The organism is Bradyrhizobium genosp. SA-4 str. CB756 (genome assembly GCF_000473125.1).
Lineage (GTDB): Bacteria > Pseudomonadota > Alphaproteobacteria > Rhizobiales > Xanthobacteraceae > Bradyrhizobium > Bradyrhizobium arachidis.
Genome location: NZ_KI421499.1, coordinates 7,204,290 through 7,222,527 on the forward strand (window position 1 = coordinate 7,204,290; position 18,238 = coordinate 7,222,527).

At 60.6% G+C, this 18,238-nt stretch carries 21 protein-coding genes and 2 pseudogenes; 13 read left to right on the forward strand and 10 right to left on the reverse strand.

Features of this window, described 5'->3' with window-relative positions:
* Window positions 1-27: 27 nt before the first annotated feature.
* The 3 genes from BRAGE_RS57785 to BRAGE_RS56185 all read left to right on the forward strand — a co-directional run bounded on the left by BRAGE_RS57785 (window position 28) and on the right by BRAGE_RS56185 (window position 1,975).
* Window positions 28-822, forward strand: coding sequence for an NUDIX domain-containing protein (locus BRAGE_RS57785; RefSeq protein ID WP_347336530.1), 795 nt, complete (start codon window positions 28-30; stop codon window positions 820-822).
* A 357-nt stretch (window positions 823-1,179) separates the two neighbouring features.
* A complete protein-coding gene (locus BRAGE_RS0134785) occupies window positions 1,180-1,734 on the forward strand; it encodes a sensor histidine kinase (RefSeq protein ID WP_027561354.1) in 555 nt (184 codons plus the stop codon).
* 4 nt (window positions 1,735-1,738) lie between these two features.
* Window positions 1,739-1,975, forward strand: coding sequence for a hypothetical protein (locus BRAGE_RS56185; protein ID WP_159073942.1), 237 nt, complete (start codon window positions 1,739-1,741; stop codon window positions 1,973-1,975).
* A gap of 291 nt (window positions 1,976-2,266) precedes the next feature.
* On the opposite strand, the gene BRAGE_RS0134795 is transcribed toward BRAGE_RS56185, so the two are convergent.
* Window positions 2,267-3,172 (reverse strand): NAD(P)/FAD-dependent oxidoreductase, encoded by a 906-nt coding sequence (locus BRAGE_RS0134795; RefSeq protein ID WP_035730420.1) that lies wholly within the window; start codon window positions 3,170-3,172, stop codon window positions 2,267-2,269.
* An 89-nt stretch (window positions 3,173-3,261) separates the two neighbouring features.
* Here BRAGE_RS0134795 and BRAGE_RS50730 point away from each other — a divergent pair, with 89 nt between their 5' ends.
* From BRAGE_RS50730 to BRAGE_RS50745, 8 genes and pseudogenes are all read left to right on the forward strand, one after another.
* Window positions 3,262-4,200 carry a DUF72 domain-containing protein gene (locus BRAGE_RS50730; protein WP_051378245.1) on the forward strand — a complete coding sequence of 313 codons (939 nt, stop codon included), beginning with the start codon at window positions 3,262-3,264 and terminating at the stop codon, window positions 4,198-4,200.
* Window positions 4,197-4,352 (forward strand): hypothetical protein, encoded by a 156-nt coding sequence (locus BRAGE_RS56190; RefSeq protein WP_167336471.1) that lies wholly within the window; start codon window positions 4,197-4,199, stop codon window positions 4,350-4,352. The genes BRAGE_RS50730 and BRAGE_RS56190 overlap by 4 nt, the downstream gene beginning before the upstream one ends.
* Window positions 4,353-4,581: 229 nt before the next feature.
* Window positions 4,582-5,043, forward strand: a pseudogene (locus BRAGE_RS50735) (ferritin-like domain-containing protein).
* 23 nt (window positions 5,044-5,066) lie between these two features.
* Window positions 5,067-5,609, forward strand: coding sequence for a DUF4142 domain-containing protein (locus BRAGE_RS0134815; RefSeq protein ID WP_051378247.1), 543 nt, complete (start codon window positions 5,067-5,069; stop codon window positions 5,607-5,609).
* A 27-nt stretch (window positions 5,610-5,636) separates the two neighbouring features.
* Window positions 5,637-6,095 carry an Hsp20 family protein gene (locus tag BRAGE_RS0134820; protein WP_027561357.1) on the forward strand — a complete coding sequence of 153 codons (459 nt, stop codon included), beginning with the start codon at window positions 5,637-5,639 and terminating at the stop codon, window positions 6,093-6,095.
* 91 nt (window positions 6,096-6,186) lie between these two features.
* Window positions 6,187-6,543 carry a hypothetical protein gene (locus BRAGE_RS50740; protein WP_051378248.1) on the forward strand — a complete coding sequence of 119 codons (357 nt, stop codon included), beginning with the start codon at window positions 6,187-6,189 and terminating at the stop codon, window positions 6,541-6,543.
* A gap of 171 nt (window positions 6,544-6,714) precedes the next feature.
* The gene (locus BRAGE_RS0134830) at window positions 6,715-7,437 is read left to right on the forward strand and encodes a DUF72 domain-containing protein (protein ID WP_035730423.1); all 723 of its coding nucleotides are present in this window, start codon (window positions 6,715-6,717) and stop codon (window positions 7,435-7,437) included.
* A gap of 146 nt (window positions 7,438-7,583) precedes the next feature.
* Window positions 7,584-8,593, forward strand: a pseudogene (locus BRAGE_RS50745) (ATP-dependent DNA ligase).
* Window positions 8,594-8,650: 57 nt separating this feature from the next.
* On the opposite strand, the gene BRAGE_RS0134840 reads toward BRAGE_RS50745, so the two are convergent.
* The 3 genes from BRAGE_RS0134840 to BRAGE_RS57320 all read right to left on the reverse strand — a co-directional run bounded on the left by BRAGE_RS0134840 (window position 8,651) and on the right by BRAGE_RS57320 (window position 9,225).
* Window positions 8,651-8,878 carry a KGG domain-containing protein gene (locus BRAGE_RS0134840; protein ID WP_027561359.1) on the reverse strand — a complete coding sequence of 76 codons (228 nt, stop codon included), beginning with the start codon at window positions 8,876-8,878 and terminating at the stop codon, window positions 8,651-8,653.
* 84 nt (window positions 8,879-8,962) lie between these two features.
* Window positions 8,963-9,124: a hypothetical protein gene (locus BRAGE_RS57315; RefSeq protein WP_231164190.1), complete on the reverse strand. Its 162-nt coding sequence runs from the start codon at window positions 9,122-9,124 to the stop codon at window positions 8,963-8,965.
* On the reverse strand, window positions 9,076-9,225 hold the full coding sequence (locus tag BRAGE_RS57320) for a DUF305 domain-containing protein (protein WP_231164189.1): 150 nt from the start codon (window positions 9,223-9,225) through the stop codon (window positions 9,076-9,078). The genes BRAGE_RS57315 and BRAGE_RS57320 overlap by 49 nt, the downstream gene beginning before the upstream one ends.
* Here BRAGE_RS57320 and BRAGE_RS57325 point away from each other — a divergent pair.
* Complete coding sequence (locus BRAGE_RS57325; protein ID WP_028146473.1) at window positions 9,224-9,844, forward strand: hypothetical protein; 621 nt, start codon at window positions 9,224-9,226, stop codon at window positions 9,842-9,844. The two genes, BRAGE_RS57320 and BRAGE_RS57325, sit on opposite strands and share 2 nt — an antisense overlap.
* 222 nt (window positions 9,845-10,066) lie before the next feature.
* Here BRAGE_RS57325 and BRAGE_RS0134855 read toward each other — a convergent pair whose 3' ends face one another.
* A complete protein-coding gene (locus tag BRAGE_RS0134855; RefSeq protein ID WP_027561362.1) occupies window positions 10,067-11,242 on the reverse strand; it encodes a zinc-dependent alcohol dehydrogenase in 1,176 nt (391 codons plus the stop codon).
* 131 nt (window positions 11,243-11,373) lie between these two features.
* On the opposite strand from BRAGE_RS0134855, the gene BRAGE_RS0134860 reads away from it, so the two are divergent.
* Window positions 11,374-12,159, forward strand: coding sequence for an SDR family NAD(P)-dependent oxidoreductase (locus tag BRAGE_RS0134860; RefSeq protein ID WP_027561363.1), 786 nt, complete (start codon window positions 11,374-11,376; stop codon window positions 12,157-12,159).
* A gap of 15 nt (window positions 12,160-12,174) precedes the next feature.
* On the opposite strand, the gene BRAGE_RS0134865 is transcribed toward BRAGE_RS0134860, so the two are convergent.
* The 5 genes from BRAGE_RS0134865 to BRAGE_RS0134885 all read right to left on the reverse strand — a co-directional run bounded on the left by BRAGE_RS0134865 (window position 12,175) and on the right by BRAGE_RS0134885 (window position 18,134).
* Window positions 12,175-13,119, reverse strand: coding sequence for an arginase family protein (locus tag BRAGE_RS0134865; RefSeq protein ID WP_027561364.1), 945 nt, complete (start codon window positions 13,117-13,119; stop codon window positions 12,175-12,177).
* 16 nt (window positions 13,120-13,135) lie between these two features.
* Window positions 13,136-13,483: a hypothetical protein gene (locus BRAGE_RS0134870; RefSeq protein WP_035730426.1), complete on the reverse strand. Its 348-nt coding sequence runs from the start codon at window positions 13,481-13,483 to the stop codon at window positions 13,136-13,138.
* Window positions 13,484-13,565: 82 nt separating this feature from the next.
* A complete protein-coding gene (locus BRAGE_RS0134875) occupies window positions 13,566-14,840 on the reverse strand; it encodes a DUF892 family protein (protein ID WP_027561366.1) in 1,275 nt (424 codons plus the stop codon).
* A gap of 103 nt (window positions 14,841-14,943) precedes the next feature.
* Complete coding sequence (locus BRAGE_RS0134880; protein ID WP_231164188.1) at window positions 14,944-15,426, reverse strand: response regulator; 483 nt, start codon at window positions 15,424-15,426, stop codon at window positions 14,944-14,946.
* Window positions 15,423-18,134, reverse strand: a complete 2,712-nt coding sequence (locus BRAGE_RS0134885; RefSeq protein ID WP_027561368.1) for a PAS domain S-box protein — start codon at window positions 18,132-18,134, stop codon at window positions 15,423-15,425. The genes BRAGE_RS0134880 and BRAGE_RS0134885 overlap by 4 nt, the downstream gene beginning before the upstream one ends.
* Between the last annotated feature and the right edge of the window lie 104 nt (window positions 18,135-18,238).

The window sequence follows — 18,238 nt, forward strand, 5'->3', positions numbered from 1 at the left end:
TCGCACCTGGAGTACCGGAGTAAGCGTATGTGCTCGTCGCCAGCAATCGTGCCAGCAGATCGTCTCGATCGCGATATCTATCTGGTGCTGGAAGACTTCGGAGCGCACGCCGGTTGCGCCTGGCGGGAGACTGACGAACAGGACGCGGACCGCGAGACCGTGCTGCGGGATATCCTCTCAGGCCAATACGCCTATCCGCTTAGCATTGTCGCATCCAATACGGCCGAGGGCTGGTCTCGCGATGTCACCGAGGAGATCGCCGATATGCTGGCGAAACACGCTGCCCACGAAAGTCTTGATCTTCCGCCCGCGCTTGACGCCTCATTCGAGCCAACGCGACCCGCGCAGCAGACTTGCAATTGCGGTTGCCATTTCGAGCGCCGTCGAATGCAACACGGTACCCCTCTCCCGTCCTTGAGGGAAAGGCCAACCAGCTGCTTGCCCGCGGTCAATCGTATTAGGCCCCCAAACGATAGTCATCGCATGCAACGGATCATCCCCGGGATAACAGCCGTCATGCTATCAAACGACCGCCGCCGCATTCTTCTGCATCTTAGATCAGATAACCTGCAGTGGAGTTTGCCTGGCGGGAGCGCAAAATTTGGTGGGAAGATCGAGGATCGTGTTCATCGCGAGGTCTTGGAAGAAACAGGAATTCGTGCTGGATTGTTCGACCATGCGCGCTTTACTCGTCACCTGAGCATTTCGCAATTCAGTATCCCGGTGGCAATGAAGTCGTCCTCGGTATTGAATGCAGAAAGATTAGAGGACAAGAGATGTCCCAAGATGATGACAGCATTGGAGCGAGATGGTTCGACCTGAACGAGCTCCCCGCTAATCTTATGCCGATGCAGTACGAGTTAATCGAGGATGCCATCGCCAACCAAGCCTTCTTGCTCAAATGAGTTATGAGGGAAAGGAAGCCTTCGGGCTTTTTCATTGGAACGGCCTTAGGCCAAACTCATTCGACCTTTGAGTGGACTACGCGTCCGCTCGTTACAGGGAAAGCCCCGTCGCGCCTCCGCCGTGGGGGGCTTTCTTCACGGAGGTCTCATGGGTAATCGCACAGGTAACGAACCGGCACCGTTAATTATTTTCGGCATAGCCGTTCTGCCAGTTATCGCGGTGCTGGCTTACTTCGCTTTTTGATTCAAAGAGAGCGCGAGACACGCCACCGACATGGCGCTGCAAACGGCGCGCGAGAGCGCCACCGTGGGCGAGTTCATCGGTCAATTTGACCGCCGGGTTCTGGGGCTGGCGCAGTCGCAGGACCTCCTGCTCCGCCAGAACTGGCGAGGAGCGTGGATGCGCGATCTGGTGCATGCCCACCTCGAGCCGTTCGGCGCAGGGCCCCGCGCTCTAACTAGCGGGCCGGACATCTTCCTGGACACGACGGCGGTTCAGAATGTCGGCTTTGCCCTCCACGAACTCGCAACGAACGCGTCGACATACGGTGCGCTGTCGAATGAGGCGGGACGTCTGGTCGTGGTCTGGGCGGCGCTGGAGGACGGTGGGGTTAGCCTCACGTGGGAGGAACGCGACGGCACCGCCCCGCACATGGAGCAGGAAGGATTCGGCTACCGCGTGATCACCGTGCTCGTTCCGCGCGCGCTAAATGGATCCTCCGAACAGAATTCACCCCGCAGGGCGTCCGATGGGAACTCACCATACCGGCTGACCATGTCGTCCAAGGAAACGAACCCAAGCCTTCCCAGGAGTGAATGTGGACGCTAATAAATTGAAGGTGCTGATCGTCGAGGACGAGTTCTTCATCGCTCTGGACGCAGAGGAGCAAGTCAAGTCGCTCGGCCATACGGTGGTGGGCACCGCAGTTTCCGCCGAGCAGGCGGTCCGGATCGCAGGCGAGGAAAAGCGGATGTTGTACCGATGGACATCAGGCTCATCGGGGCGGTCGATGGAATTACGGCCGCGCTGGAGATTCGATCTCTCTACGGCATCGAGGCGATCTTCGTGACCGCGAACACCGACCAATCAACCCTCGCTCGAGCCGAATCCATAAAGCCCCTCGCGGTTCTGCAAAAGCCGCTGACCAAGGACAGGCTGGCGTCACAACTAGCCCGGTTGCTCACAAGATAAGCCCCCCTGATGCCCCACTTAGGCATTTCACCGCTCACTAATCATGTTGCCAAAACGAAGGGCGCGTCCTGTGTTGCGATGAGTTCGTCGGGAAGCGCATAGCCCGCCACATCCCGAGGATTAATGTCGAAGATAGCTACGTAAGGCGAAAACTAACCGCCGAAGGAAGCTACTCGCACAGACCTTTGCGACGCAGGAGAGCCTTGTTGATGGCAACAGCCGCCTTGGCTCCTTCTCCGATCGCGACCGAGACAAGCAGAACATCCCGCGAAACGTCGCCTGCAACATAGACACCTGGCACGCTGGTCTCCTCGCTTTGGGGGTCCGTGATCACCCCGCCCTTATCACCCCTGCGGCAGCCTAGACGCTGCGAAAGATCGGAAGCCTGATGGCATCCCGTCGCGAAAAAAAGCCCTACGCGCACCAGATCTGGTCCGCTGGCGAATTTGATTTTTGTCAGCAGCCCCCTTGCACCCTCCAGAGAGCGGATGGGCTCGGCACGTAGCGGGATGCCATGCTGTCTGAGCCGACCGAGCGCCGCCCCGCTGACTGAAGACCCGTCGCTACAAGCGACGACGTCACTGACCCAGTGCTTCATCATCACTGCGAGATCGGCACCTCTATCGCCTTTACCGTAAGTTGCGACCGGCATTCCGGCATATTCATATCCGTCGCAATAGACGCAATGATGGACAGAGGTGCCATAGAAGGCAGCAATTTCGGGGATATGCGGCAGTTCGTCGGTGATGCCTGTCGCAAGAAGGACTTTGGCTGCGGTCCCCGTCGTTCCATCCGCGCAGAGAAATTCAAATCCCTCTTCGGCAGGACCGATATCTGTGACCCGCGTTTGCCGGATGGTCAAAGTGGGATAGCGACCAATCTCTTCGCGGGCAGTCTGCAGAAACTGAGCTGGCGGAGTGCCCTCGCTTCCCAACAATCCATGGATCGCGTGAGAAGCGCGGTTGCGCTGGCGCAGGTCATCGCAAAGGAGCACCGTCCTGTGGCATCGTCCCAATATCAGCGCGGCGCTCAGCCCGGCCGGGCCGCCACCGGCAATCAGTACATCGACGTTCATGGTGATCGTTCCACCATCTATCTAGATCGCCTGCCTGTCACGGAACCTACCGGTGCCGTTCGCTTGTTAACTCCTGTAGAAGGTGAAAAATGCTGCGCCCGCCCATCGTTCCTCAAGGGAAAGACCTGACGCCGGAAGAACGGCGCGAGCGGCGGCGGCTGCGGCGGGAGAAGCAGCGTGAGGCCAATATCGTCCGCGCGGCGAAGATGCGCCGTGCCCGTCTCAAGCTTGAGTCCGAGGGCAAGATCAGTCGAGGCCGGCCGGGCCGAGCCCTCTATGTCGGCTGCTCAGGCTGGCGCTACTGGAAGTGGCGGGACAGCTTCTATTCTGAAGTACCTCAGCCGGAATGGTTCAGCCATTACCTCGCCTCCTTCGACACGGTCGAGATCAATGCATCGTTTTATTCATGGCCGACCGTTGCGGGCGTGCAGGCCTGGCGCCGCCAGCCCAGCGACGCAGACTTCGTATACACAGTAAAGGTCTGCGAGCTCATAACCCACGTCAAAAAGTTCAAAGACACTAAAGAGCTCATCCGGGACTTCGGAGTGATCGCCGATATTCTCGGGGAGAGGATGGGCTGCTTCCTGTTCCAGCTGCCGCCGAGCTTCCACTACACAAAGGCCCGGCTGAATTCGATTGTCAGCCAGTTGGATCCGGCCCGCCGCAACGTCGTCGAGTTTCGGCACAAGAGCTGGTGGAACGACGAGGTCTACCGTGCCTTCCGAAGCGCCGGCATTATCTTCTGCTCCTGCAGCGGTCCGCGCCTGCCGGATGAGCTCATCCGCACGGCCAATGAAGTTTACGTGCGCCTTCACGGGCCACAGCGTTGGTACCGGCACGATTACTCAGATGAGGAGCTGCGCGAATGGGCGAAGCGGATCAAGGCCAGCGGCGCAAAACATTCGTGGGTTTACTTCAACAACGACTATGACGCCCGCGCGCCAGCCAACGCAAAGACGCTCTATCGCTTGCTCTCCGCACCAACTCGCAAGCGGACGCCACGCGACAGGAACTCCCAGGATCGGTGACGCTTGTCCTGCTCCCGGCCTCCGCCGCGATGAAGGAGATTCAAACCGTGCTTGTCTGGTACGCCGCACTAACGCTGATGCTCGACGCAATGCAGGTCGTGGAAATTCGGCTCCGCCGGATGGCGGAGGGAGGAATTGTTCCTGATGACTAGCGAGAAATTGGATGCTGCAGCGGAGCCGCGCGCCATTTTCATCAGGGGCGGCAATTACGGTCAGGTTGTGGAACGCTAGCGTAAAATTGTGTCAGCAAGTATCGAGCGATTGTCGCCAGACGTTCGCCTCCGGGCAACCCGACAAGCTGTTATCGGCAACATTCAGCTAGGAACCGCGCTTCGGTTGTAATGTTGAAGCAGGCCTTTTTTCACATTCCAGGGGATCACCATGCCTGAGAAAGTCCTCAACAGTCTGTTCGTCGATACGCTCAAAGACATTTAGTACGCTGAAAAGCAGATCTACAAGTTGCTGCCAAAGATGCCAAAGCGGCTTCTTCCGACGAATTGCTGGCGGCTTTCGAAAAGCACCATGACGAAACCGAGGGCCAGATCGAGCGGCTCAAGCAAATCTTTGAGCTGCTCGGCAAGCCGGCGCGCGGCAAGAAGTGCGACGCCATCGAGGGCATCCTCGATGGCGGCAAGGAAGTCATGGAAGAATACGAGGATACGCCTGCCCTCGATGCTGGACTGCTAGCGGCCGCGCAAGCCGTGGAGCATTGAGGACCTGGGCCGACAAGCTCGGCCACAAGGATGCCGTCAAGCTTCTCGATGCGACGCTCGCCGAAGAGAAGAAGACCGACGCGCGCTGTCGAAGCTGGCGATCTCGGCTGTCAATGCCGAAGCCGCGTGAGGTCGTCATGAAGCAGTTCATGCTTGCAATGCTGCTGGCGACAGCCCTCACCGCCCCCGGGCTTCGCCCAGTCGATTGGAGAAAAGATCGGCGTCGACTCCGCTCTTGGTATCGCGCCCAAGACGGAGGACTTCGTCAAGGAAGCGGCGATGAGCGACATGCTGGAAATGGAGGCGGCGGAGATAGCCCAGCAGAAAGGTAATTCAGACGAGAAGAAATTCGCCGATCAGATGATTGCAGATCACACCAAGATTAGCAACGAGCTCAAGGAAATGGTGCCGGCCGATTCCGCGGCGGCTATTCCCGCCAAGCTCGATGACAGCTCGCAAAAGAAGCTGGACAAGCTGCGTGACACCAAGCCCGGAGACTTCGCGAGCGAGTATGATCCGATGCAGGTCAGCGCTCACAAGGATGCAGTATCACTCTTCCAGGGCTATTCGGAAGGTGGCGCCGATCCTAAGCTTAAGAATTGGGCAGGCAAGACCTTACCGGCGTTACAGCATCATCTCGGCATGGCCGAGGATCTGAACAAGAACCTCGGACCGCCGTCTTGCGCTCCTTCGTAACCATCTTGCTCTTTGGAGGACTTGGATATGAGGACCACGTTCGACTTCGCGCCCCTGTGGCGCTCTACTATCGGCTTCGACCACCTGGCCGGCCTCGTCGACAGCGCGTTGCGCCAGGCGACCGAGGACAACTACCCGCCCTACAACATCGAGCGCTCCGGCGAGGACCACTACCGGATCACGCTTGCCGTGGCGGGCTTCGGCGCCGACGACATTGCCGTGACCGCGGAGCAGAACGCGCTGACCATCGAAGGCAAGAAGCCCGAGAAGGCCGCCGGCGAATTCCTGTACCAGGGCATCGCAGCACGTCCGTTCCGCCGCATCTTCAATCTGGCCGACTTCGTCCAGGTGAAACAGGCATCCTTCCAGGACGGTCTTCTGATCATCGATCTCGTCCGCGAAGTGCCGGAGGCCATGAAGCCGCGCCGGATCCAAATCGCAGGCGCGACGGCTTCGCCCCAGATCGAGCAAAAGAAGGCAGCCTGATCGTTCTCATGCGATCGGCAAGCGGCGGCGGGCGCGCAAGCCCGCCGCCCATCACACCATCCCTTGAAAAGGAGCGTAAGGGAGACCACCGATGACCGATGCCAAAACCAATTCCGGCAATCTTAGTCCCCTCTTTCACCCCGCTGCGCACTACGGATCTCCTGACGACGTCCTGAACGACGCCGACCTCTCCACGTCGGAGAAGCGCATCATCCTGTCGTCTTGGGCGTCCGACATGTTCGCGGTCGAATCCTGCCCCAACCTGCGCGAGATACCTGGCATGGGGCATACGATCCGACTCGCCGATATCTTGGCGGCGCTGCGGCGCCTCGACGGCGAGGACGACGGTCCACCTCGCCCGGGCGGGGCGACGATGCGACTGCGGCGGCCTCGGGCCGCCGCGCTCATAGCGATGTCGACGGCCTCGACCGCGCGGGCTGTCTCCTGAGGGCCGGCTCGTGCTCAGACGGATCAACCCACGTTAATGCACGCGCTCTGAACCGCCCCAAGATCGCGTGGTTCCCTAAGTCGGCTGCACCGACAGCAACGTATCCTGCGCCCCAACGTTGTTCTTTGAAAGCGCGACTTGGATGCATCGCGCCCAACAATGGCAAGGCAGATGGCGCGCGTTCTGATTGGCACCTCCGGCTGGCACTACGCCTCCTGGCGAGGTCCGTTTTTTCCCGAAGGATTGCCGCTTAAGAAGCAGCTCCCCTACTATGCCGGGCGGTTTGAGACCACCGAGCTGAACGGCGTGTTCTACCGTACTCCTACGCCAGAGGCAGTGAAGGCATGGCGCGACCAGACCGGGCGCGACTTCGTCTTCGCTTGGAAGGCTTCGAAGTTTATCACGCACTGGAAGCGCCTGTCCGAACGCTCCGAGAACAGCCTCGAGCTGCTTGAAAGTCGCATTTCCCTTTTACGCGGCAAGGTCGGCCCGATCCTGTTTCAGCTTCCGCCGCAGTTTGAAGCGGACCCCGATCGGCTGGGATCCTTCCTCAAGCTTCTCTCCAGGAAGCGCCGCTACAGTTTCGAATTTCGGCATCCGAGCTGGTATCAGCCGCGCATTCTCCGGATGCTGTCTGACGAGAATATCTCACTCTGCCTGTCCGATCATCACGAGGCGCCGGCTCCGTGGAAGCGCACTGCGGACTTCGTCTATGTCCGCGGACATGGCCCAGGCGGACGCTATCACGGCCATTACTCGCAAGCCGCGCTCGCCCAGTGGGCCGGACGCCTCAAGTCGTGGAAGCGGCAAGGCTGTGACGTCTATGTTTATTTCGACAATGATCAGAAGAGTGCAGCGCCGGCCGACGCGCAGGCATTGAGAGAACTGCTGTAGCGGTTGGGCCAGAAGCCGCCAACATTCAGTCGCAGTATAACTGTGACGGAGGAACGTTTCGGGACGGTTTCGCTTGATGCCGTGAAAAGCCACACGATCAGTGTCCTGCGCCCCCTCCCGGAGGCTTGAACCGCACAATGCAGCTCATGGAAGCCGAGTCCGTCGCCCAACTGCCAGGGGGGGCCCAGTGGCAATACCAGCCGAAATGGGATGGATTCCGTTGTCTTTTGATCCGCGAACGCAGCCGAGTCAGCATGCAATCCAAAGCGGCCGCGATCTGGTTCGTTACTTCCCGGAAATTGCCGCAGCCGCGGCCGCCTTGTCGCCGAAGACGCTCACCCTGGATGGTGAGTTGATTATCGGGCTTGATGAGGGCTATTCGCTTGATGCGTTGCTTCAACGCATTGATCCGGCCGCCAGCCGGGTCAAGCACCTTGCCAAAGAAACTCCCGCAACCTTCATTGTTTTTGACCTGTTGCGATCGGGCGCGAGAGATCTTTCGGGTCTGCCGCTTATGAAGCGCCGCGCCGCCCTTGAAACACTTGCGGGAAAGGCCTTCCGGGCGAGCGGGCTTTTCCGGCTGACACCGGCAAGCCGAAACTATGCGGATGCCGAGGCCTGGCTCAACAGCGCAAATGAAGATCATGACGGCGTGGTCGCCAAGCGCCTCGACCTGCCCTATCGAGGCGGCACCCGAGACGGCATGCAGAAGATCAAGCTGCTGCGATCGGCTGATTGCGTTGTCGGCGGATTTCGCTATGCCGAGAAGAAGCAGGGCAATCGAAAAGTCGTTGGCTCATTGTTGCTCGGCCTCTACGACAAGGGTGGACTTCTGCACCATGTCGGATTTACGTCCGGCATCCGATCGTTCCATCGACTGGCTCTCACCGATCGGCTGGAGAAAATCGTCAGGTTGCAGAGCTTCATCGGCAATTCACCGGGCGGTCCAAGCCGCTGGTCGACAAAGCGATCGGCTGAATGGAAAGCCGTGCGTCCAACTTTCGTGGTCGAAGTATCCTATGACCATGTGACGGGCGACCGCTTTCGGCACGGCACGAAATTCATCCGGTGGCGTCCTGACAAGAAGCCCTCGCAATGTCGCATGGATCAGCTTCGGCAGAGGGCGGCCACACAAACCTTCCGAGCAGCGACGTAGCTCGGCGCTGGCCAGGACATCTCATCGACGTCCTGGCCTTGCTGGGTCAGTGAAGCCTTAGGACTGGCCGCCTTTACGTCCGGCTTCGCTGGCCTTCTCGCGATCGTTGGCGAAATTGCCCGGATTGTCCGTCGCGCTCCCACCCTGCTGGCCGGGCTTGCTTCCGCCCTGGGTCTGCTGTCCCTGCTGGCCGTGGCTTTGCTCGCCACCCTTCTTGCCGGCCTCAGACGCGCGCTGCGGATCGTTGGCGAAATTTCCGGAGCCACCACGTTGTTCGTCTGCCATCAATCTTCTCCTTGTTTGTTGCCCGGCCCATGAAGGCTAATGGCGAGATCAGAAGCTCGTTCCTGAGAGAAAGATTAAGGTTGGTCAGAGATTGTTGGCCAGCATGTTGCGCGTCGCCTGCCGCACGGCTTCGATGCCCGTGACGTTGTTCATCAAAACAATTTCGCCTTGCTGCTCATGTCGTATGGCATGCGCCATCAGACGCAGGCGGGGATCGCCGGACGAATGCCATTGGTTATCCGCCATCTGGACGGCGCCGGCATCAGACGGATAAACATCGCATCAAACTCACCATCGGCCGCGTTGCGCGCATCCGCCATTTGTGCCGACGTCAGATAGCCAGGCATGGCCACCCGCTCCTCGCTCGAGCAGAGCGCCATCGGCTCGCTGAACCACCCGCCGCCACCAACGATCGAAGATGCGGTTCTCGCCCTGCTGGCTGGCGATCATCAAGGCCGCGAGCGCGCGCAGGTGCGGGTCCTGCGCACGCTGCTAGCCGAGCTTAGCAAGCTCAATTCCTTGCTCATGATGCGTGACCATATGGCGGATATGGCGCTGATCACCGGCAACATCGCGGCTGAGGATTGGCAGCGGCCAACCCATCCCATCAATCACGGAAACAAGGCCGAACGTTGCAAGCACGAGAAGTGCTCCCGCTGCCCACCGTTTGGCAAAGCGCACCGCGGATGTTGGCGGCGCGCGCCCCAGCGGCCAACGCAGCCAGGCGAACAGGGGATAGATCAAAGCGGACGAGAGATGAACGAGAAAGCCGATCCAGTAGGGTTGCTGCAAAGTGAAGATCGCTGGAAGAACGGAAACAGCGGCACCAGTCCAAACCACTCGGTCGCCGAAGTAAACGCGGCCCAGGGTATCGCCAGCCAAAAGAGAGTGCCGGGCACAAGTCGGCTCGTCCAGCGCCCAAACAGACCGAAGAAGACCAGCGCCCAGGAAAAGTCCGCCCATTGATGAAAGGCGATGCCAAGGGCAATCGCGTGAACCGAAGGCGACGCGCTCAGCATGGCGTCGCGACCTGGAATGGCAGCGACCGTCATCCAGTCGACCGCCGCGTCCCGTCCCAACTGTGACGCCGCAAGCTGGCTGATGAGCGTCGAAACGTGCTGCTGACAAGCCCGAGTTGAGCGGCCGCCAGCCAATTCGACTTCGACTCTTTCGCGGCGCCCTCTCCCATCAGCCGAACGGCTTCATCACGACTTTGATGCAGCCATCCTGTTTGGCGCGGAACATCTTGTAGAGATCGGGCCCTTCCTCAAGCGTCGCTCGATGGGTGATAACGAAGCTTGGATCGATCTCGCCCTTTTCGATGCGTTGCAAAAGCTTGGGCAGGTAATGCTGAACAGGGGTCTGGGCCATGCGGAAGGTTAGTCCGCGATTGATGGCACTGCCCATCGGGATGTTGTCGAGCACGCCGCCATAGACGCCGACAATCGAGACAGTACCGAAGTTGCGGCAGCATTGGATGGCCTGCCGCAAAACATGCGGGCGATCGGTTCCCATGAAGGTCGCGACCTTGATGCGATCGATCACAGAATCCTTGCTTGCCATGGTCTCAGGCTCGGTGCCGACCGCATCGATGCAGGCATCGGCGCCGCGCCCTTGCGTGAGTTGCTGGATGCGCTCGTAGACATCCTCTTTCATAAAATCGAGCGTGATGGCGCCCGATTGCATGGCGAGGGTCAATCGCTCGGGCACCGTGTCGATGGCGATCACCCGTTCGGCGCCCAGCAGAAATGCGCTCTTGATGGCAAACTGGCCGACTGGTCCGCAGCCCCAGACGGCGACTGTCTCGCCGCCTTTGAGGTTGCAAAATTCCGCGGCCATATAGCCGGTCGGGAAAATATCCGAGAGAAACAAGACCTGTTCGTCCGTGAGCCCCTCCGGGACCTTATAAGGCCCGACATCCGCGTACGGTACGCGCATATACTCGGCCTGGCCGCCGGCAAAGCCGCCCAACATGTGCGAATAGCCGAACAGGCCAGCGGGCGAATGCCCCCACATTTTCTCAGCCTCTTGGGCGTTGGGGTTGGAGCGCTCGCAACCGGAGTAGAAGCCGTTCTTGCAGAAAAAGCATTCGCCACAGGCAATGGTGAAGGGCACCACCACGCGGTCGCCGACCTTGAGCTTGCTATTGTCCTTGCCGACCTCGACAACCTCGCCCATTGTCTCGTGGCCAAGCACATCGCCTTTCTCCATGGTGGGCATGATGCCGTCGAACAGATGAAGGTCCGAGCCGCAGATCGCGCAGGCCGTCACCTTGATGATCGCGTCACGTCCGTCCTGGATCTTGGGATCGGGAACGGATTCACAGCGGATGTCGCTCTTGCCGTGCCAGGTGAGGGCTTTCATGCTCCGCTCCAAAGGTTGCGCGACCAGACCAAGCATCAATCTTGCGGCTGGTTCCTAACCGCTTAGGAACGCTCTCGCCTGTGCCCCATTAGGCTCAGAGCCACGTAAAAAAACCGAGAGGGAATGCGCCCATGGCCGGACAGTTTGCGATTGTGACGGGTGCCTCGACCGGCATCGGCTTTGAGCTTGCCCGGCTCTGCGCCTCCAAAGGATATGACCTTCTCGTCGCCGCGGATGAACCCGAGATCGAGGCCGCCGCGGAGGCGCTGCGCAAAGAAGTCAACAGCATCGCCGTTGTGGCGTTGCACGCCGATCTAGCTACCATTGAAGGCGTCGACAAGCTCTACGAGGTTGCACAAGGTCGCAAGGTCGACGTGCTGATGGCCAATGCCGGCCGCGGCCTGGGCCATGCTTTCCTGGATCAGGAGTGGGCGCGTGTCCGTCAGGTGATCGACACCAACGTCATGGGGACGACCTACCTGCTCCATCGGGTTGGCCAGGACATGCGCCGGCGCAATGAGGGACAGATCCTTATTACCGGTTCGATCGCGGGCTTCACCCCGGGGAGCTTCCAGGCCGTCTACAACGCCTCGAAGTCGTACCTGAACTCCCTCTCTTTTGCGCTGCGCGAGGAACTGCGCGACACGAAAGTGACGGTCACCTGCCTGATGCCGGGCGCCACCGAGACCGAGTTCTTCGCACGCGCAGATATGCTCGACACCAAAGTGGGCTCTGAGGACAAGGACGATGCGGCGATGGTCGCCCGCAAGGGTTTCGAGGCGATGATGGCGGGCGAAGGCGACGTTGTGACAGGTCTCAAGAACAAGATTCAGTCCGCAGTCGCCAATGTGATGCCGGCCGAAATGCTCGCCAAGCAGCATCGCAAACAGGCGGAGCCGGGCACCGCAAAATCCTGAGGGCGCCTCAAGCTGTCATTGATCCGTTCCCCTCATAGCGGATCGCTGTCGCGCCATGCATCCGAGGGCAACGCAGAGAATGCGTGAGGCGGCTAGCACGCCCAGGCCTCGTACATCCGCATCCGGCACCAGTTCCACGAGATCAAAACCAACGATCCGCGCCCGCTGCGTGACGCCATGCAACAGCTCGACGATATCGAGATAGCCGAGACCGCCCGGCTGTGGGACCAGCACTGCTGGAATGACAGCCGGGTCGAGCCCGTCGCAATCGAGGGTGACGATGCAGTGGCTGCCCGGCGTGATGTGGTCGATGACCGGCTGCACGCCGTGTCGGCGCACGGTCGCCGCACTGAATAGTGTCACGCCCCAAGCTTGGGCGTCGGCAAGATCCCGTTCCCGCGAACCACCAATGCCGCGCTGTCCAACCTGAATGATCTGCTTCACGCACGACATTTCGCTGGCGCGGCGCATGGTACTGGAGAATGTATGCTTGAGGCCATCCCGTTCGTCACGCCAGTCGAGATGCGCATCGATTTGCAGGATGGTGACGGGGCCAAACCGCTCGAACCCCGCGAAGAATGGAATGGGAACCGAGTCATCCCCGCCGAGCAGCAGGGGCACGGCGCCCGCCTTCAGAATGCTCGCGGTTGTGGATGTGATCAGCGAGCGGTTCTTCTGCGGTGTTGCCGGATCGGTTGGAAGGTCGCCAAGATCAACCGCCCGCAATCCTTCCGGGATCAAAGGGCCGTCCTGATCGAAATCCCACCGCAAGGGATCACGCGCAATTTGCCGGGTACTTTCCCGTAGAGCCGAAGGAGCCCGTGCGGCATGGCTGGTCGCGCCCGGAACATGCGGCGTCGCGTCCGGCGCACCAAAGATCACGACATCCGCGCTTGAGACCATGTCGGGCGCGGCCGCAGGAAGGCCTAGAAAGGTCGCAGGGGCGACAGGTTGTGTCATGGCGTGTGTGGAAGGCCTAAATTCCTATTGGTATTGGCAACGGCAATTGCACGTCCGCGAAGCGTCCTTCATAGCGGTCGGTAAAAGCGTGCAATGCCTCCGGTATATCGCGGAGCTGGAGATCGCAGCGCCGCCGCAATTCGTGAACCACCTCGGCCGACGCATCGCGCACCCAGCCTTGAGCGATATTGAAGACCGAGACCCGGCGCGGGCATTGATAGTTTCCCTCCAGCAGATCGATCACAACGGCTTCGAAGTCGTTGCCAAGGACGGGCGCCTCGCACCAAACAGGGCCCGAGGCGCCACGATCGTCTTCAACGAGATAGATGTCCTGCTCGTCATGCCGAGCGACGATGGACGACATCAGCAACGCCTCCGACTACAGCAAGGCACGGCGGCTGACGCACGCAGTTACAGTGGCATTGCCCGGGACCGCCCTCATCCGCCTACTGTTCGGTCTGTTCGACGGCGGCCGGCATCTTGGCGACGGACATCAGGGACCGCGCGACTTGGTTGAGCAATTGGTCAGCGTTTTCCTCCTCTGCCAGTGACTTCGATAGGAGGCTGACCACGGCGCTATGGCGTAGCTGCTGGGCGAGGTTGCGCGCTGTCGTGTAGCCGGCAATCTCATAATGCTCGACCCGCTGCGCCGCGCCGATCAGGGCGAGGTCGGCCGCGGCGTCTTCCTTCTCCTCGCCCTCGGTCATGACTTCCTGACCTTCTTCGACAAGACCCATCATGCCCTTGCAGGGCTTGGCGCGCGCGGACTTGCCGAGCAACTCAAAGCATTCATTGATGCGCTCGATCTGGGTTTCGGTCTCGCCGAGATGCAGCTCGAACAGCTCACGCAACTGGTCGAACCGCGCCGCTTCCGCCATCTTGGGAAGCGCCTTCGTCAACTGCTTTTCGGCGTGAAGGATGTCGCGGAGCTCGTCGATCAGCAGGTCGCCAAGACCGGCCTCGTCGACCGGCGGTGAGCTTTCGGTGACGATAGCCGACGCGGGTCCTGGTTCCCCGGCCTGAATGGCCGGCGATTCCGTAAAGACCCATTCGCCGCCCTCGTTCCAGGGCCCGCGGGTGTCGATCTCACCATGATCGCCAGTGCCCGTGGAGTCGTTGAAGAACTGGTCGACGAGACCCGGTGTAGGCGCGATGCGGCCAATGCTGAAGGCCGGCTTGCTCATGCTCTCGAGGGCGAGCGAGAATGCCTTCATATGGGTGATTTCGCGGGTCATGAGGAACTGCAAAGCGTCCTTAGTGCCGGCGTCGTCAGTAAAGTTGATCAGGCGCTCGTAGACGATCTTCGCCCGCGCTTCGGCGGCGATATTGCTGCGCAGATCCACGTCCAGTTCGCCCGTGATCTTCAGGTAATCGGCGGTCCAGGCATTGCCTTGCGAATTGAAGAGGTTGACGCCGCCCCCACCCGCGATCGCGATCAGCGGATCGGCCTCGGCCGCCTGGCGATCAAACTTCGCCGGCTTGAGATGCATGCGGGCCAGCGTACCGACGACTTCCAGATGGCTCAGCTCTTCGGTGCCGATATCCATCAGGAGGTCCTTGCGATCGGGGTCCTCGCAATTGAGGCCCTGGATCGAATACTGCATCGCGGCTGCAAGTTCGCCGTTGGCGCCGCCGAACTGTTCAAGAAGCATATTGCCAAAGCGCGGGTCCGGCTCATCGACGCGGACGGTGAACATCAACTTCTTGACGTGGTGATACATGGAAGAGCCTCGGGCTTGAAGGGAGATGACTCCCGAACAGCCAGGCGCTGCGGTTGTTCCTATCTACTGAAGTGTCGCGGCATCGACGCTGGACGCGCAGAAGCTAGGCTGGCCGCGCCAACGATGCACGGACCACGCTCGTCAGGGAAGCCATGGTATAAGGCTTCGAGAGCCAACCAAGCGGCGCGAACGGCTCGGCCCGCGTGCGGGTCAAAAGATCATCATGGGCCGTAGCGAAGACGCAGCGCAAGCCGAGCTCGCGAAAGAGATCACCGGCCGCCTCAACGCCGTCGCGTCGGCCGGCCAGACGTATATCCATGATAGCAAGGGCCGGCTTCTGTTCCTTTGCCATCGTCAAGGCTTCCTCGGCGGTGGTTGCAATGCCGGTCACCCGAAAGCCAGCATCGAGCAACGCGGCTTCAGCCTGCATGGCGATCAGAAAATCGTCTTCGACGATCAGGACCGCGCGGGACTGATCAACGTGATCGTTCGGTTCGTCGGCGGCGGGCGCCACTTTATTATCAGGCGAACGATCGGTCGGATCGGCCAGCTCATGGCTTTCGGACATGCTCGCCTGTGTCATCATGGACCTCGCGATGCGCCGAAACGAAGCGTAGCGCGCGAAGGCAATCGGCTCACGGTAAACTCGGCATGGAGCTGGCGGGCAAGGCCAAGTATCAGACGCAGGCCCGACGACGTTTGTCGCACTGCATTCAAGTCAAATCCGGGCCCGTCATCCTCGATATGAAGCTCGAACTGTCCATCATGCTCAACAAGGCTGACGCGAATACTGTCAGCGGCCGGATCGCTGATCCCGTGCTTGGCTGCGTTGGTCAGCAATTCATTGAGGATCAGGGCGAGCGGCATGGCAATATCATTGGACAGAGCACCGGTTGCCTGCGTACGCGTGATCTTGATTCTCGCTGGCAGCGTCTGCTGGATCGTTTCGACCACTGCGCCAAGAAACTCATCCGCCGCGAAGCTGGTCGCGTCGGTGGTGCCATAGAGAACACGCTGGGCAGCGGCCATGGCGGCAATCCGGCTACAGGCATCGTCGAGCACACGTCGGGCCTCCTCGCTCCGGGCGCTGCGGGCCGCCGTGTACAGGAGCCCCTGGAGCATCTGCATGTTGTTCTTGGTGCGGTGATTGAGCTCATTGAGTAGCAGGCGCTGCTGGGTCTCTGCCTGCTTTCGCTCGCTCAAATCGACCAGCATGTTGATGGCGCCGGTGACCCGGCCGGATGCATCGAACAGGGGCGTCGGGAACGGGATGAACGGAACGCGTGTGCCATCCGGCCGCTCGGCAATAGCCTCGACCCCGCGCACCGGACGGCCTTCCTTGAGGGCGACGGCCATCGGGCAGTGGTCATGCGGCAACGGCGTGCCGTCGGGGAGATAGAGCTTCCAGGTCACGCACCATTCGTCGCTGCCGAGCAACGGTGTCCGGCCGGCGAATTCGACGGCAGTCTGGTTGAAATAGGTGATCTTTCCGTCGGCGTCGGTCGTGTAGATGGCGGCCGGGATCGCGTCGAGCAATTCCTGCAACCGCTGTTCGCTCTCCCGCAATCTCCTTTCGGCAAGCTTGCGCTCAGTGATATCGCGGGCGATCTTCGAGGCGCCAAGGACGCGACCCATGCGATCGCGGATCGGCGAGATTGTCAGCGAAATGTCGACCAGACTGCCATCCTTGCGGCGACGCACGGTCTCGAAATGATCCACCCGCTCGCCGGCTTTGATCTTGGCCAGAATGCGCGGCTCCTCATCCTGCCGGTCGGACGGGATAAGCATCGTGATCGATCGGCCGACAGCCTCATCTCGGCTGTAGCCGAACAGACGCCGAGCACCGTCATTCCAAGTCTGAATAATGCCATCGAGATTCTTACTGACGATGGCATCGGCTGACGATTCAACGATGGCCGCCAGCTGCTGGGCATCGCGCTCGGCCAGGCGGCGGGCCTCATCGCCGGCAAGGCGCGCAAGGGCAAAGCCGAGCAGGCGTGCCAGCGTGAGCGCCGTATCGAGCTCGGATGGCGTGAAGTGATGGGGCTCACCATGGTAGGCCATGAACTTGCCGGCAAGCCGGCCATCCTGGACAATGGGCGTAAAGGCCGTGGCTTGAATGCCTTCGTTGAGGATTGTCTGTTTCAGATCATCCGGCAGGTCGCTGCGGGCAACGTCTTCGATGCAAACAGGCGCCGGCCTTGTCTCATTGCGGTCCCACGGGGAATGTCCTTCCACCGCCTTTCGGTAGGCTTCCGAAAGGTCGCGCCAAGCCGCGAACCGCATGATGTCGGCCTGGTCATAGAGTAGGATCGAGGCCCGCGTACAGCCCAGCGCGCGCGTGATGGCATCAAGCGCGGCCTGGTGTATTTGCTCGGCCGATTGGCAGTGCTGAAGTCGCTCCGAGAAAGCGAACAAGGCGGCTTGCTCTTCCATGCGCCAAGCGAGCGCCTGTTCGGCGCGCTTGCGGTCCGTAATATCGTGCTGCACACGGACGGCGTAAAGAAACTTGCCGGCCGCGTCACGAATGCTCGATGACGTGACGGCCGCCCAGATATGTCCGCCATCCTTGCAATAAATTCGTTTCTCAATGCTGTAGCGATCGAATTCGCCCGCGATCTGGCGGCTGAATTGCGCGCGGTCCTCGGCAATATCTTCGGGCAGCGTCTCCTCGAAGATCGTTCGTCCCAAAAGCTCGGAAGCCGTATATCCGGTCAGCCGGCAAAGCTGCTGGTTGACCCGTAGCATGCGGCCGTCGCGATCGATTTCGACGATGCCGGCGCCGACATGCTCATAGGTGGCGGCAAGTCGTTCGTCGCGGGCCCGCATCCAGTCGTCGGAACGGGCGTCGGACATTTCGAGTCGGCCGCCGATGCGCTCGTGAAAGCAGTTGATGGCCCCGGCCAGGACACCGTCCTCATCGAAGACCGGCGCAATATGGATGGTGACCCAGACGTGTGAGCCATCGGGCCTTTCCAAGCGACCTTCGAGGCCACGGACCGGAGTTCCGGTCCGCAGCACTTCGGCCGTTGGCGTCAGCTCGCGCGAGATCGGCCGTCCATCAAGGAAGAGCTTGTAGGAGCCGCAGAAGAGTTCGCTATCATCACCAACCCGCGGTGCGCGGCCCCACAAGTCCGCCGCGCGTGAATTGAACCAAAGAATGCGACCCTCCGCGTCACAGGCGTGGATCGCGATGGGAAGCTGCGCGAGGAAACCGGGTGACGGGCTTTGCAAACCGAGCTCTGCGAGCGGCTCGAGACTGTCAAGATCGACCGCCGTCTCCTGAATATTCATAGGCCTCATCCCCCGCGCCAGGACCAAGAGGGGTGCGGCACCATTGTTTTTCCTGCCCCTGGGTCGCCTTGGCCGGTTGGTTCCCGACTCCGCGAAACATGCCT